Genomic DNA, 12,259 nt, shown 5'->3' with positions numbered 1-12,259 from the left:
TCACATGTCGGGGGACAGAATCAGGGGAGCGTTCGCCGGGCTGGCCGTGGGCGACGCCGCAGGCTGGCCTGCCGCCAGGCATCGGTCCGCGCTGCACGCGCCCTGGAGCCGGCGGCTGCACCGCGAGCTGGACGCCTTCGCCGAGGAGCACCGGGTCACCACGCTGCCCGTGCCGTTCGCGCTGAACCAGCCCGTCGCGCCGCTGCGGGTGGGCCCGTCCGACGACGCCGAGTGGCTGGCCTGGACGGCGCTGACCATCGACCGGCCGAGGGCCGAGGCGTTCGGAGAACTGGCCGCCCGCAGGACGCAGGCGGACCCGCCCCTGCGGATGCGCATCTCCGTGGCCTCCGCGCTGGACAACCTGACCAGGGGCGTCGAGCCGCCCGCCTCGGGACACGACAACCCGCACCACTTCGACGACGCCGCCGCCGTCAGGGCGGTCGCGTACGGGGCCGTGGGACGTGACCCCACGCCCGACGCCCAGGTGACGAACGCCCATGACGGCGTGCTGGGCGCCAGGGCCATGGCCGCCGCGGTGGCGGAGGCGGTGGCCACGGGCGAGGTGCGGCGGGCCGTCGAGGCGGCGCTGGCCGTCCTGCCCGCCGACACCGCCATCGGCCACAACGCCCGGCTGGCGCTGGCCGCCGCGCGCGAGGCGGGCGACCCGTTCGGCGCGATCCCCGCGCTGGACGCCGTGCTGGTCGACCACGTCTACAGCTACGGCGTGGGCGCGGCGCAGACCGTCCCCGCCGCGCTGGCGCTGGCCGAGGCGGCGGGCGGAGAGCTGGGCCGGGCCGTGCCCGCGGCTGCGTGCCTGTCACCGCTGGCCGACTCCGCGCCCGCGCTCGCCGGAGCGCTGGCGGGGGCCTGCGGCGGGTACGAGGCGATCCCGCAGGGGTGGATCGCCTCGGCCCGTACGCTCGCCGGCTGTTGCCTGCCTGAACTGGCGGGCCGTGATCTGATCGAAGTAGCGGACCAACTTTCGGAGGGAATCGCATGACGCCGCTTGAGGACAGGGCCACTGGCTGCGTGGCGGGGGCTGCGGTCGGTGACGCGCTGGGCGGCGCCACCGAGGGCTGGACCCCCGAGCAGATCGTGCAGCGGTACGGCGGCCGTGTCGAGGGCATCGTGCCGCCCTTCAACGACGACTGGCGCAACGCCCGCCCCATCGCCCCGTACCACAAGGGCGACGGCCACATCACCGACGACACCTTGATGACCCACGCCCTGATCCGCGTGTACGAGAAGGCCGGCGGCCACCTGGACGCGTACGCGATGGCCGAGCACCTGGTGCCCGAGCTGATGGGCGAGCGGCGCTGGATCCCCGAGCTGGAGGCCGAGGCGCTGCCGCTGCAACGGATCTTCCTGGCCGAGAAGTGGATCGTGGCCCGCCTGCACTACGGGCACGCCGACCCGCGCGAGGCCGGCGTCGGCAACATCGTGAACTGCGGCGCCGCCATGTACGTCGCCCCCGTCGGCATCGTCAACGCCGCCGACCCCGACGCCGCCTACGCCGAGGCCGTCGACCTGACCGGCGCGCACCAGTCCAGCTACGGCAGGGAGGCGGCGGGCGTGATGGCCGCCGCCGTGGCCGAGGCCATGCGGCCGGGCGCCACCGCCGACTCCGTGGTGGCCACGTGCCTGCGCCTGGCCAAGGACGGCACCAGGGCCGCCATCGAGGCCGTCTGCGAGACCGCCGCCGGGCTCGGCCACTGGGACGGCTCGTTCGAGGCGCTGCGGGCGGCCGTCCGGCCGTACGACACGGTCGCCGACACCTACCGCGACCAGGGCCTCGGGGCGCGGCGGCCGAGCCGGGTGCACAGCATCGAGGAGCTGCCGCTGGCGCTCGGGTTCCTGGTGATCGCCAAGGGCGACTACCGGGAGACCGTGCTGGGCGGCGTCAACTACGGGCGCGACGCCGACTCGATCGCCTCCATGGGCGGGGCCATCGCGGGCGCGCTGGGCGGGCTGGCGTCCGTGCCGCAGGAGTGGGTGGCGCAGGTGGGGCAGGCGAGCCGGACGGACCTGGTGGGCCCAGGGCTCGCCGCCGCCGGGGTGGCCCGCCGCGTGCACGCCGACGACGTGGCCCGGCGCCGCGGCCACGAGTCGGCCTTCGCCGAGCTGGACCGCGCATGATCCGGCTCACCTGGGTCCAGCCCGAGGACCTCATCGGGCACGAGCTGCGCCAGGCCGCCGAGGACGGCCGCGACGCACGGGAGATCGCCGCCCGCTGGCACGCCGCGGGCGGTCACGACGCGCCGCCGCGCGCCGGGGCCTCGGAGTCAGGGGCCGCGCGGTTGCGCGGGCTGGCGGAGGAGCTGCTGGACGAGCTGGCGGCCGTGCCGTCCCCAGCAGCCGAGCCGTCCGACCTGGCGGGCATCGTCGCCGCCTGCCCCCGCTGGCCCGAGCCACGGCAGGGCCCCGCCGTGGACCCCGCGCGCGTGCTGGGCGCGTGGCAGGGGCGGGCGGCCGGGTGCGTGCTCGGCAAGCCCGTCGAGAAGCTCCCCCGCGAGGGCATCAGGCGGATCGCCGAGGCCACCGGCAACTGGCCCATCCGGGGCTGGTTCACCGCGAAGGGCCTGCCGGACGACGTCGCCGCCCGCTGGCCGTGGAACCGCCGCAGCGCCGTCAACTCCCTCGCCGAGAACATCGACGGCATCCCGGAGGACGACGACCTCAACTACCCGCTGCTGGCCCTGACGGTCCTGGAGCGCCACGGCCGCTCCTTCACCACCGAGGACGTCGCCAAGCTGTGGCTGGACGAGCTGCCCGCCGGGCGCACGTTCACCGCCGAGCGGGTGGCGTACCGCAACCTGCTGAACGGCGTCGAGCCCCCGGCCACGGCCACCTACCGCAACCCGTTCAGGGAGTGGATCGGCGCGCTGATCAGGACCGACGTCTACGGCTGGGTCAACCCGGGCGACCCGGCCACGGCGGCCGAGTACGCCTGGCGCGACGCCCGGCTCACCCACACCGCCAACGGGATCTACGGGGCCATGTTCGCCGCCGCGATGTGCGCCGCGGCGCTGGTGGCCACGTCGGCGGAGGAGGTCGTGCGGGCGGGGCTGTCGGTGGTGCCGGAGGGCTCGCGGCTGCACGAGGCCGTCCGCCTGGCCGCCGCCGACGCCGCCCGCGAACCCGACTTCGAGCGCGTCGTCGACCTGCTGCACGAACGCCACGGCGCCCTCCACTGGGTGCACACGATCAACAACGCCGCGCTGGTCGCCGCCACGCTGATCCACGGGCGCGGTGACTTCACGGCCACGATCGCCGGAGCGGTCGCCGGCGGCTGGGACACCGACTCGGCGGGCGCCACGGCCGGGTCCGTCGCGGGCGCGCTGAACGGCGGCGTGCCGGAGCGGTGGCGTCTGCGCGATCGGCTGGCCAGCAGCCTGACCGGGTTCGACGGGGTGGGTCTTGCGGAGCTGGCGGGTCGTACACAGGAGATGATGAGGGCATGATCTCGGTTTTCGGCAGCGCAAACATGGACCTGGTCGCGTACGTCTCCCAGGCGCCCAGGCGTGGGGAGACCGTCACCGGGCACCGGTTCCGCACGGTGCCCGGTGGCAAGGGCGCCAACCAGGCGATCGCCGCCGCCCGCGCGGGCGGTGAGGTGGCGTTCCTCGGGGCGGTGGGCGACGACGGGTTCGGCGCGGAGATGCGGACCACGCTGGCGGAGGCCGGAGTCGACGTACGCGGGCTGCGCCAGGTGCCCGGCCCCAGCGGCGTCGCGCACATCGTCGTGGACGACGACGGCGGCAACTCGATCATCGTCGTCCCCGGCGCCAACGCCACCATGTCCGGCCCCTCCGGGGAAGACCTGGCCGCGATCGCCGGCTCCCAGGCGCTGCTGCTCCAACTGGAGCTGCCGATGGAGGCGGTCGTGCGGGCGGCCCAGGCGGCCCGGGTGTCGGGGGTGCGGGTGTTCCTCACGCCCGCCCCCGCCCAGCCGCTGCCCGCCGAGCTGCTGGAGGCGGTCACGATCATCGTCCCCAACGAGCACGAGGCCGCCGCCATCACCGGCCTGTCGCGCCCGGACGACGCCCTCGACGCGCTGCTGGAGCTGGTCGGCGAGGTCGTGATCACGCTGGGCTCCGAGGGCGCGCTGTACGGGTCGCGTTCGGGGGAGCGGCTGCGGGTGCCGGCCAGGAAGGTGAGTGCGGTGGACACGACGGCCGCGGGCGACACGTTCGTGGGGGCGCTGGCCGTCGCGCGTACCGAGGGGAGGCCGGTGGAGCGGGCGCTGGAGTTCGCCTCCGCGGCGGCCTCGCTGGCCGTGCAGCGGGAGGGCGCGAGCACCTCGATGCCCAAGCGGTGGGAGATCGAGGCCGCGCTGGCCTGAGGTCCCCCGGTCGGCCGGAGCAGCGCTCAGGGCCGTGACAAGTGGCCCCTCCAGGGCAGGTGGTGGTCATGAGCAAGACATCCGATGAGCTGCCGGACGCGATCGGCGGCGTGGACGGGGAGAGCGACGTGGTGGCGGAACGCTCGGGCGCCAGCACCCCCAGGACGCGCCGTCCGGTGTCCGCCGACCCGCCGGACCAGCAGGACGAGCCGGAGCCCGATCTGTTCGACGAGGAGGACGAGGAGGACGTCATCCGCCCGGACGCGGGCCCGACCGGCTGACCAGTCCCGACCGCGGTCCTGCCCCGCGCCGCGCCCCGGCTACGATCATCAGGTCGTATGCGCGGAGCCCACGAGGGAGGAACACGGATGTTCGAGGCCGGCCCGGTCCTGGACGTGCTGGAGACGTTGCGGAAGGCCGACTGCGAGGTCTGGATCGCGGGCGGCTGGGGCATCGACGCGCTCGTCGGGCGCGTCACCCGGCAGCACAACGACCTCGACCTGCTGCACCGGGTCGAGCAGGAGCCCGCCGTGATCGACGCGCTGGAGGGCCTGGGCTACGCCGAGCGGCACGAGGGCGTGGTCCCCGGGCGGCCGGCCAGGTTCGTCATGGCGGGCCCGGACGGGCGCGAGCTCGACCTGCACCCGCTGCACTTCCGCCCCGACGGCTCCGCCGTCCAGCACATCGACGAGCAGGGCGGCGCCTACCACTACCCGGCGGACGTCTTCGTCACCGGCGTGATCGAGGGCGTCACCGTGCCGTGCCTGTCAGCGGCCCAGCAGGTGGAGTTCCACCGGGGCTACCAGCCGCGCGAGCGCGACCTGCACGACATGGCCCGGCTGCGCGAGACGCTCGGGATCTCGACTCACTTCTGAGCGGCGGTCGCGGCCGACAGGTGGGCGGCGCACGCGTCGCGGAAGGCGAGCGTACGCGTGCGCACCCGCTCGGGGTCGGCCAGCACGGCCCTGGACACCGACGGCACCACCGCGTGGCGCACGGGCCCGAACAGCCTGGCCACATCGGCCGCCGTGGCGCCCTGGGCCCCCAGACCGGGCGCCAGGATCGGCCCGTTGAGGTCGTCCAGCGAGTGCTCCAGCTCCGGCAGCGTGGCCCCCATGACCACCCCGACCGGCCCGAACGGGGAATGGCCCGCGTTCACCGCGGCCGCCCCGGCGAGGATCTGCCCGGCCACCTGCCGCTGCAGCCCGGCCGCCTCCGGGTTGGACGTGCGGGCCAGCACGAACACCCCCGCGTCGTTGGCCATCGCCGAGGTGATCGCGACCTCCAGCGACCCGAACCCCAGGTAGGGGCTCAGCGTCACCGCGTCGGCGGCCAGCGGGCTGCCCCGGTCGAGGTACGCCTCGGCGTAGGCGGCCATCGTGCTGTCGATGTCGCCCCGCTTGACGTCGAGCAGCACCAGCGTGCCCGCCTCGCGCAGGTCGGAGATGGTGCGTTCCAGGACGGCGACGCCGCGGCTGCCCCAGCGCTCGAAGAAGGCCGACTGGGGCTTGACCACGGCCGCCACGTCGGCCACGGCCTCGACGACCGTGCGGCTGAACCGTTCGAGCGCCGTGGGGGAGTCGTCGAGGCCCCACGCCTCGAGCAGGGCCGGGCTCGGGTCGATGCCCACGCACAGCGGTCCGTACGCGTCGAGCCTGGCTCGCAGGCGTGTCCCGAACGACTCGTCCATCATGGCCTTCTCTCACGAGCGCGACGCGGCCGGCCATCCGCCGGTGGGTACGAATGCTACTCCGGCGGCGATTCGGCACCGAGAGGCCATCGGGCTGAACCCGCGGCCCGGTTGCCCGGCCGAGGCGGTGCCGAGTCTTCCACGGGCGGCCAGGCGGGTAGATCAGCAGACATGTACGAGATCGCCCATCGGGTGCTGGCGCTGCGTACCGATCCGCCGCGTGACGTCGTGGTCGCGCTCGGCAGGCCCTACGAGGAGCCCACGGGGGAGTGGTCGTGCCCGTACCGGATCGACGGGCTCGACGGGTGGGAGCACGAGCGGAAGGTCACGGCGTTCGACCCGCTGGAGGCGATCGAGCTGGCGACGGTCATGGTGCGGACCGCGCTGGCGGGCTCGCACGAGGCCAAGGAGGGCCTGCTGGCCTGGAACGAGGTGCCGGGCGGGCAGCGGGCGCAGACCGTGTACGTGAGCGTCGACCTGGAGGCCGACCTCGCCTACATCGCGATGAAGCGCGAGATCGCGCCGGGTGAGGTCGTGCGCCAGGTCACGGCAGGGAGCGTCGTCCTCGACTTCGGCGACTCCGGGCAGCTCCTGGGGGTGGAGCTGATGAACGCCGGCGAACTGCTCCCGTCGGAGATGCGTTTCTGACCGATGAGCGATCAGGCACCGGCCGAACAACCGACATCTGGGGATAATTGCCTCCCGTGAGCACCGGAATCTTCCCCCGCATCGTGGCCACCGATCTCGACGGCACCCTCCTGTCCTCCACCGGCGGCGTCAGCCCGCGTACGAGGAAGGCGCTCCAGTCCGCCCGCGCGGCCGGCGCCGAGATCGTCTTCGTCACCGCCAGACCGCCCCGCGCCGTCCGCGACATCGCCCGCCAGGCGGACGTCACCGGCACCGCCATCTGCAGCAACGGCGCCATCGTCTACGACGTGACCGCCGACGAGTACGCCGTCACCAGCCCGCTCGCCCCCGGCGTGGCCCGCGAGGTCGCCGGCGCACTCTCCCGGGCGCTGCCCGGCGTCGGCCTGGCCATCGAGACCGGCACGAACGTGCTGACCGAGGCGGCCTACACCAGGCGGGTCGATCACGACCTGGCGGCCTACCGCGAGGTGGGCTCGATCTTCGACGAGGACCACCCCATCGTCAAACTGCTCGCCCTGTCGCCGGCGCACACGGCGGACGAGATGTACGCGGTCGTGTCGGGCGCGATCGGTGATCTGGCCGAGGTCACGCACTCGGGGGTGGAGGGGCTGCTGGAGATCAGCGCGCAGGGGACGACCAAGGCCGTCGCGCTCGACCGGCTCTGCCGGGACAGGGGCGTCGGAGCGGCGGAGGTGGTGGCGTTCGGGGACATGCCCAACGACCTGGCCGTGCTCCTGTACGCGGGGGCCGGGTACGCGATGGCCAACGCCCACCACCTGGTGCTGTCCGCGGCCGGGCACCGGACCCTGTCCAACGACGAGGACGGGGTGGCCGTGGTGCTGGAGACCCTGCTCGCCCGGGCCTGACGGGAGCCCTCAGGGATCTCCCCGGCTGTATCGGGACGACCGGTGCTCGACCGCTGGTGCCCGCCCACCCCCGCGGGCGGGCACGTACGGCCTCACGCGTCGTCGTCCGACACCCGCGAGGTGCCCTGGCAGGTGGCGGGCGCCTTGCTGAGCAGCGGCACCAGCCCTCCGCACGTGCTCAGCGGCAGCGACACCGGTTCGACGATCTCGTCGTTGAAGATGATCACGTTGCCGATCAGGGGGGCCGGGCCGGACTTCTGGGGGGCGGCGTCGTCCGCGTACGCGCCGGTGCAGCAGGCCAGCCCCACCACGACGGCTCCGAGTCCCGCGACCGCGGCGCCCCTCAGCCCCACGGTCCCCTCCCTCCGCGACAGCGCCACGCCTCCCGCCGCCTGCCTAGGCGGCCATCCGCTCCTGCTGCATCTCCGCAGGCCGCTCCGCGTTGCCCGTACCCTGCTGCGGGCGCCCACCCGCCATGATGCGGTCGATCAGGGCGAGCGCCAGCGCCGAGACGACGAAGGTCAGGTGGATCAGGGTTTTCCATATCAGCTCCCTGTCGGTGATGGTCGGTCTCGCGGCGTTGATGAAGATCTGAAGGAGGTGGATGGAGGAGATGCCGATGATCGCCATGGCCAGCTTGACCTTCAGCACATTTGCGTTGACGTGTGACAGCCACTGGGGCTGGTCGGGGTGTCCCTCGATACGCAGGCGGGAGACGAACGTCTCGTAGCCGCCGATGATCACCATGATGAGCAGGTTCGAGATCATCACGACGTCGACGAGGCCGAGGACGATCAGCATGACGGTGGTCTCGGCCGGGGTGCCGCCGAAGCCCAGTTGGACCAGGTGCAGCAACTCGACCATGAACCGCCATACGTACACGACCTGCGCGACGATCAGCCCCAGATAGAGCGGGACCTGGATCCATCGGCTGAGGAACATGACGTAGCCGACGCGCTTCAGCGGTGTCTGAGGCCGGGCCGGCGTGTCGACCACAGGCACTTGAGCGAGTCGCACTAGGACGTCAGGACGTTGATGTGCTGGACGAAGGTCTGGACATCGACGAGAGGGGGTTGACCCACAAGACCGTCGAGGAGGATCGGGGGCGCACCGGCGGCCAGCGCGAGGGCGGCGACCGCTGTCAGGACTCGGACCTTCAACGGAACTCCTTGCTGCTCTTCGATGGGGGCTGGGACCCGGGCGGCGCTGCGGAGCGCCGCCCGTACCGGGTGTCGAGGGGTGGTCCCGTGCTGAGGGCGGTCCGTTCGGGTCAGGGGGCCAGGCAGTGCGTGGCCGGAACCTCGGGCGCGGTGAGCGCGGTCGGCTCGGCGAGCAGGGTGGCCGGGTCGACGAGCGCGGTCACGTCGGCGGGGGCGCCGGCCAGGCAGGTGAGCGTGTGCACCGGGTCGAGGACGGCGTGCGCGGCGGGCGCGGTGAGCAGGGTCAGACCGCCCGCGACGAGTGCGGCGGTGACGATCCGGCGGGGCGTGAAGTGCATGGAACCTCCTGGGTAAAGGTAATGGTCAACCGCCGTCTAGCTACCCCGAGTAGTGGCTCGGTAACACTCCGTCTAAGTAAAGTGTTCAACCGGTGTGCCGCGTGGTGCTCGTGGGGTCCGCGGGCCAGCGGTCCTGGGCGTCCATCACCTCGTCCGCGTGGTCGAACGCCCACTCCCCGAACGCCTCGATCGGGCCCAGCAGTGAGCGGCCCAGGGCGGTCAGCTCGTACTCGACCCGGGGCGGCGCCTCGGCATAGGCGCGGCGGGCCACCAGGCCGTTGTACTCCAGGCGGCGCAGCGTCTCGGTCAGGACCTTGGTGCTGATGCCGCCGATCTCCTCCCGCAACCGGCCCGGCCTGCGCGGGCCGTGGCGCAACGACCAGACGACGACCGCGTTCCAGGTGTTGGCCAGGAGGTCGAAGGCGAGTCTGGCCTGGCAGTCGGCGAGGAACAAGGGGGCCTCCGTTAGGCACCGAACGGTGTGCGACGGGATTTCTACAGTCCTTCTCACAAGGTAGAGGCACCTTCATGAGACGGAGGACGCGAGATGCGGATCGGCATCCTGGGCGCGGGCGGCATGGCGGACGCCCTGGGCACACAGTGGGCACGGGCGGGACACGAGGTCATGGTCAGCGGAAGAGACCCGCACAGGGCCAGGGAACGAGCGGCCACCATGACAGCCCACTCCCAGCCCCAGCGCCAGGCTGAGGCCCAGGTGGGGGTGCGGGTGCGGGGCGGGGCGGACGGGGTCCGGGCCGGGACGTTCGCGGAGGCGGCCGGGTTCGGCGAGGTCGTGGTGGTGGCCGTCAGGGCGGCGGGGCTGCTCGACACGCTCAGGGCCGCCGGCGCCGCCCTGCGCGGCAAGCCGCTCATCGACGTGACCAACGCCCCGGGCCCCGACGCCTACGATCCCACCCGCCCGCTCGCCCGGCTGATCGCGGACGTCACCGGCGGCCATGTGGTCAAGGCGTTCAACCTGTGCCACGTGGACGTGTGGCGGATGACCCCGCCGGTCTTCGGCGGCCGGCCCCTTGCCGTGCCGCTCTGCGGTGACGCCCCGGAAGCCGTGGCCGCCGCCCGTACGCTGGTCGCCGACCTGGGCTGCACCCCGGTCAGCGGCGGCGGGCTGGAACGGGCGACGCTGCTGGAGGCGACGGCGGCCTTCGTCATCGGGCTGTGGTTCGGCGGCGCCGACGCCCAGGCGATCCTGCCGCCCCTGGCCTCCTCAGGAGCACACGAGCCGGGCTGAGCCCACCAGCCGGGCTGAGCCCACCAGCCGGGCTGAGCCGACCGGCCGGGCTGAGCCGCGCAGCCACGTGGCTGGGCGAGCGTCGGCGGCTGAGCGGGTGGCTGGGCGTGTGTAAGGGGCTCAGGTGGGGTGGCGGGCCAGGTGGTCGGCGTGGCGGATGGGTTCGGGCAGGCGGTAGCGGGCGGCGAGGCGGAGCACCTGTTCGGTCGCGACGTCGAGCGAGATGCGGTGGCCCTGCGAGACGTACACGGGCTTGACCCCGCGCTGGGTGCGCAGCGCGCGCCCCACCGTGGCCCCCTCGTGGACGATCGGCGCCCACGCGCCGCGTTCCTGCCCCGGCGGCTCGTGCGTGCCCACGAACGGCGTCTTGCCCACTCCCACCGACGGCAGCCCGGTCAGTACGCCCAGATGGCACGCCAGGCCGAAGCTGCGCGGGTGGGCCAGCCCGTACCCGTCGCAGACCAGCAGGTCGGGCGTCATCGTGAGCCGCTCCAGGGCCGTCACGAGGGCGGGCAGCTCGCGGAAGGCGAACAGGCCCGGCACGTAGGGAAAGGCCGCCCTCCCGTGCGCCACCACCCGTTCCACCGGCGCGAGCGTGCCGCCGTCGAGGACGACCACGGCGGCGGTCAGCTCGTCGTCGCCGTGGTAGTGCACGTCCAGCCCGGCCACCAGGGCGAATGTGGTCGGCCCGCCGGTCAGGTCGACCTGGGCGCGCAGCCGGCCCTGGATGGACTCCGCCTCGGCGACGGTGGCGGGCCAGGGGTGGAGCTGGTTCACCTGCACCCGGTCAACGTACCTTCCCGCTCTCGCGTGGACGCCGGTAAGGTCTGGCCGTATGGACGAGGTCCTGGTGATCGTCGGCTCCGGGGTGGTGGCGGACGCGGGGCTGCTGGCGCAGCTCGCCGAGCGCGAGTTCGGGCGGCTCGGGGTGCGGGGGGCGCTCGTGCACGCACGCGACCCGGCCCACCTGCGCTCCCTGGCAGGCCGGTGCGGCACGGTCGTCGTACTCCCCGGGCCGGAGAGGGCGGCCCGCGACCTGATCGGGCAGCCGCTCGGCCCGCCGGTGGTGGTGTGGGCCGACCTCGACCGGGTCGAGGGCGCCGCACACCTCAACGGACGCGGGATCGAGGGGCTGTCCTGGGCCATCCGGCACGCCGTGCACCGCGCCCGCCACCCCGGCGTGCGCCGGATCCCCTACGGGCCGTCGCCGGAGCAGTGGGGCGAGCTGTACGTCCCCGAGGGCCGGGGCACGGTGCCGGTCGCGGTGCCGGTCGCGGTGCTGATCCACGGCGGCTACTGGCGCTCGATCTGGAACGCCGACACCGTCGAGGACCTCTGCGCGGGCCTGACCCGGCGCGGTCTCGCGGTGTGGAACCTCGAATACCGCCGCCCCGACCGGCACGGCTGGGCCGCGACCAGGCACGACATCGCCACCGCACTGAAAACCCTGCCCTCACTCCCCGCCCTGGCCCGTGACTCCGGCCTGGTCCCTGACTCCGACCTGGTCCCTGACCTCGACCTTGACCTCGGCAGGGTCGCCGTCGCCGGGCATTCCGCCGGGGCCCAGCTCGCGCTGCGGGCCGCCGCCGACGGGGCGGGCGTGTCCCTGGCCGTCTCCCTGGCGGGCGTGCTCGACCTCGTCCAGTGCGAGCGCCGGTGGATCAGCAACGGCGCGGTAGCCGCGGCCCTGGGCGACGCCGCCGACGACCTGCGCGCCTCCTCGCCCCTGCTCCGCGTCCCCCTGGGCGTCCGCCAGCTCGTCGTCCAGGGCGCGGACGACGACCCCAACCTGATCGACTTCGGCCGCCGCCACGCCCGGGCCGCCACGGAGGCGGGCGACGACGTGACGTACCTGGAGCTGCCGGGAGACCACTTCGCGGTGGTCAGCTCCGACACGCCCATCGGCCGGGCCGCCGCCGACGCGATCGCGGGGGCGCTGTCCTAGACCTGCCCGCTTCCGAACGCG

The 12,259-nt window shown here is 73.8% G+C and carries 17 protein-coding genes; 10 read left to right on the top strand and 7 right to left on the bottom strand.

Annotation, left to right across the window (positions count from 1 at the left end; all coding sequences use genetic code 11):
• Positions 1–4: 4 nt before the first annotated feature.
• From ACZ6S0_RS00915 to ACZ6S0_RS00890, 6 genes are all read left to right on the top strand, one after another.
• Positions 5–1,000 carry an ADP-ribosylglycohydrolase family protein gene (locus ACZ6S0_RS00915; RefSeq protein ID WP_465912533.1) on the top strand — a complete coding sequence of 332 codons (996 nt, stop codon included), beginning with the start codon at positions 5–7 and terminating at the stop codon, positions 998–1,000.
• Entirely contained in the window at positions 997–2,136 is a 1,140-nt protein-coding gene (locus ACZ6S0_RS00910) for an ADP-ribosylglycohydrolase family protein (RefSeq protein WP_465912532.1), read from the top strand. Before ACZ6S0_RS00915 ends, ACZ6S0_RS00910 begins: the two co-directional genes overlap by 4 nt.
• On the top strand, positions 2,133–3,461 hold the full coding sequence (locus ACZ6S0_RS00905) for an ADP-ribosylglycohydrolase family protein (protein WP_465912531.1): 1,329 nt from the start codon (positions 2,133–2,135) through the stop codon (positions 3,459–3,461). Before ACZ6S0_RS00910 ends, ACZ6S0_RS00905 begins: the two co-directional genes overlap by 4 nt.
• Positions 3,458–4,342: a ribokinase gene (gene rbsK, locus ACZ6S0_RS00900; RefSeq protein WP_465912530.1), complete on the top strand. Its 885-nt coding sequence runs from the start codon at positions 3,458–3,460 to the stop codon at positions 4,340–4,342. The genes ACZ6S0_RS00905 and rbsK overlap by 4 nt, the downstream gene beginning before the upstream one ends.
• A 68-nt stretch (positions 4,343–4,410) precedes the next feature.
• Complete coding sequence (locus ACZ6S0_RS00895) at positions 4,411–4,623, top strand: hypothetical protein (protein ID WP_465912529.1); 213 nt, start codon at positions 4,411–4,413, stop codon at positions 4,621–4,623.
• 87 nt (positions 4,624–4,710) lie between these two features.
• Positions 4,711–5,217, top strand: coding sequence for a nucleotidyltransferase domain-containing protein (locus ACZ6S0_RS00890; protein ID WP_465912528.1), 507 nt, complete (start codon positions 4,711–4,713; stop codon positions 5,215–5,217).
• Here the strand turns inward: ACZ6S0_RS00890 and pyrF are convergent.
• Positions 5,208–6,035: an orotidine-5'-phosphate decarboxylase gene (pyrF, locus tag ACZ6S0_RS00885; RefSeq protein WP_465912527.1), complete on the bottom strand. Its 828-nt coding sequence runs from the start codon at positions 6,033–6,035 to the stop codon at positions 5,208–5,210. The two genes, ACZ6S0_RS00890 and pyrF, sit on opposite strands and share 10 nt — an antisense overlap.
• A 168-nt stretch (positions 6,036–6,203) precedes the next feature.
• On the opposite strand from pyrF, the gene ACZ6S0_RS00880 reads away from it, so the two are divergent.
• A complete protein-coding gene (locus tag ACZ6S0_RS00880) occupies positions 6,204–6,680 on the top strand; it encodes a DUF6968 family protein (RefSeq protein ID WP_465912526.1) in 477 nt (158 codons plus the stop codon).
• 56 nt (positions 6,681–6,736) lie between these two features.
• The gene (locus ACZ6S0_RS00875) at positions 6,737–7,546 is read left to right on the top strand and encodes a Cof-type HAD-IIB family hydrolase (protein WP_465912525.1); all 810 of its coding nucleotides are present in this window, start codon (positions 6,737–6,739) and stop codon (positions 7,544–7,546) included.
• A 92-nt stretch (positions 7,547–7,638) separates the two neighbouring features.
• On the opposite strand, the gene ACZ6S0_RS00870 is transcribed toward ACZ6S0_RS00875, so the two are convergent.
• From ACZ6S0_RS00870 to ACZ6S0_RS00850, 5 genes are all read right to left on the bottom strand, one after another.
• Complete coding sequence (locus tag ACZ6S0_RS00870; RefSeq protein WP_465912524.1) at positions 7,639–7,899, bottom strand: hypothetical protein; 261 nt, start codon at positions 7,897–7,899, stop codon at positions 7,639–7,641.
• Between the two features lie 43 nt (positions 7,900–7,942).
• Positions 7,943–8,548 carry a TIGR00645 family protein gene (locus tag ACZ6S0_RS00865; protein ID WP_465912523.1) on the bottom strand — a complete coding sequence of 202 codons (606 nt, stop codon included), beginning with the start codon at positions 8,546–8,548 and terminating at the stop codon, positions 7,943–7,945.
• Positions 8,549–8,562: 14 nt separating this feature from the next.
• Positions 8,563–8,706, bottom strand: coding sequence for a hypothetical protein (locus ACZ6S0_RS00860; RefSeq protein WP_465912522.1), 144 nt, complete (start codon positions 8,704–8,706; stop codon positions 8,563–8,565).
• 110 nt (positions 8,707–8,816) lie between these two features.
• Complete coding sequence (locus ACZ6S0_RS00855; protein ID WP_465912521.1) at positions 8,817–9,044, bottom strand: hypothetical protein; 228 nt, start codon at positions 9,042–9,044, stop codon at positions 8,817–8,819.
• A gap of 85 nt (positions 9,045–9,129) precedes the next feature.
• Entirely contained in the window at positions 9,130–9,498 is a 369-nt protein-coding gene (locus ACZ6S0_RS00850; protein ID WP_465912520.1) for a winged helix-turn-helix transcriptional regulator, read from the bottom strand.
• A gap of 93 nt (positions 9,499–9,591) precedes the next feature.
• Between ACZ6S0_RS00850 and ACZ6S0_RS00845 the strand changes: the two genes are divergently transcribed.
• On the top strand, positions 9,592–10,293 hold the full coding sequence (locus ACZ6S0_RS00845) for an NADPH-dependent F420 reductase (protein ID WP_465912519.1): 702 nt from the start codon (positions 9,592–9,594) through the stop codon (positions 10,291–10,293).
• A gap of 120 nt (positions 10,294–10,413) precedes the next feature.
• Here the strand turns inward: ACZ6S0_RS00845 and ACZ6S0_RS00840 are convergent, their stop codons facing one another.
• Positions 10,414–11,076, bottom strand: coding sequence for an endonuclease V (locus ACZ6S0_RS00840; protein ID WP_465912516.1), 663 nt, complete (start codon positions 11,074–11,076; stop codon positions 10,414–10,416).
• A gap of 52 nt (positions 11,077–11,128) precedes the next feature.
• Between ACZ6S0_RS00840 and ACZ6S0_RS00835 the strand changes: the two genes are divergently transcribed.
• Positions 11,129–12,238 (top strand): alpha/beta hydrolase, encoded by a 1,110-nt coding sequence (locus tag ACZ6S0_RS00835; RefSeq protein WP_465912514.1) that lies wholly within the window; start codon positions 11,129–11,131, stop codon positions 12,236–12,238.
• Positions 12,239–12,259: the final 21 nt, after the last annotated feature.

Source organism: Nonomuraea sp. NPDC051298 (assembly GCF_055586305.1).
This window is presented reverse-complemented; position numbering and strand designations above follow the sequence as displayed.

Coding starts and splice junctions, on each gene's coding strand:
- ACZ6S0_RS00915 (WP_465912533.1), top strand. CDS start 5: ATGTCGGGGGACAGAATCAGGGGAGCGTTCGCCGGGCTGGCCGTGGGC.
- ACZ6S0_RS00910 (WP_465912532.1), top strand. CDS start 997: ATGACGCCGCTTGAGGACAGGGCCACTGGCTGCGTGGCGGGGGCTGCG.
- ACZ6S0_RS00905 (WP_465912531.1), top strand. CDS start 2,133: ATGATCCGGCTCACCTGGGTCCAGCCCGAGGACCTCATCGGGCACGAG.
- rbsK (WP_465912530.1), top strand. CDS start 3,458: ATGATCTCGGTTTTCGGCAGCGCAAACATGGACCTGGTCGCGTACGTC.
- ACZ6S0_RS00895 (WP_465912529.1), top strand. CDS start 4,411: ATGAGCAAGACATCCGATGAGCTGCCGGACGCGATCGGCGGCGTGGAC.
- ACZ6S0_RS00890 (WP_465912528.1), top strand. CDS start 4,711: ATGTTCGAGGCCGGCCCGGTCCTGGACGTGCTGGAGACGTTGCGGAAG.
- pyrF (WP_465912527.1), bottom strand. CDS start 6,035: ATGATGGACGAGTCGTTCGGGACACGCCTGCGAGCCAGGCTCGACGCG.
- ACZ6S0_RS00880 (WP_465912526.1), top strand. CDS start 6,204: ATGTACGAGATCGCCCATCGGGTGCTGGCGCTGCGTACCGATCCGCCG.
- ACZ6S0_RS00855 (WP_465912521.1), bottom strand. CDS start 9,044: ATGCACTTCACGCCCCGCCGGATCGTCACCGCCGCACTCGTCGCGGGC.
- ACZ6S0_RS00845 (WP_465912519.1), top strand. CDS start 9,592: ATGCGGATCGGCATCCTGGGCGCGGGCGGCATGGCGGACGCCCTGGGC.
- ACZ6S0_RS00835 (WP_465912514.1), top strand. CDS start 11,129: ATGGACGAGGTCCTGGTGATCGTCGGCTCCGGGGTGGTGGCGGACGCG.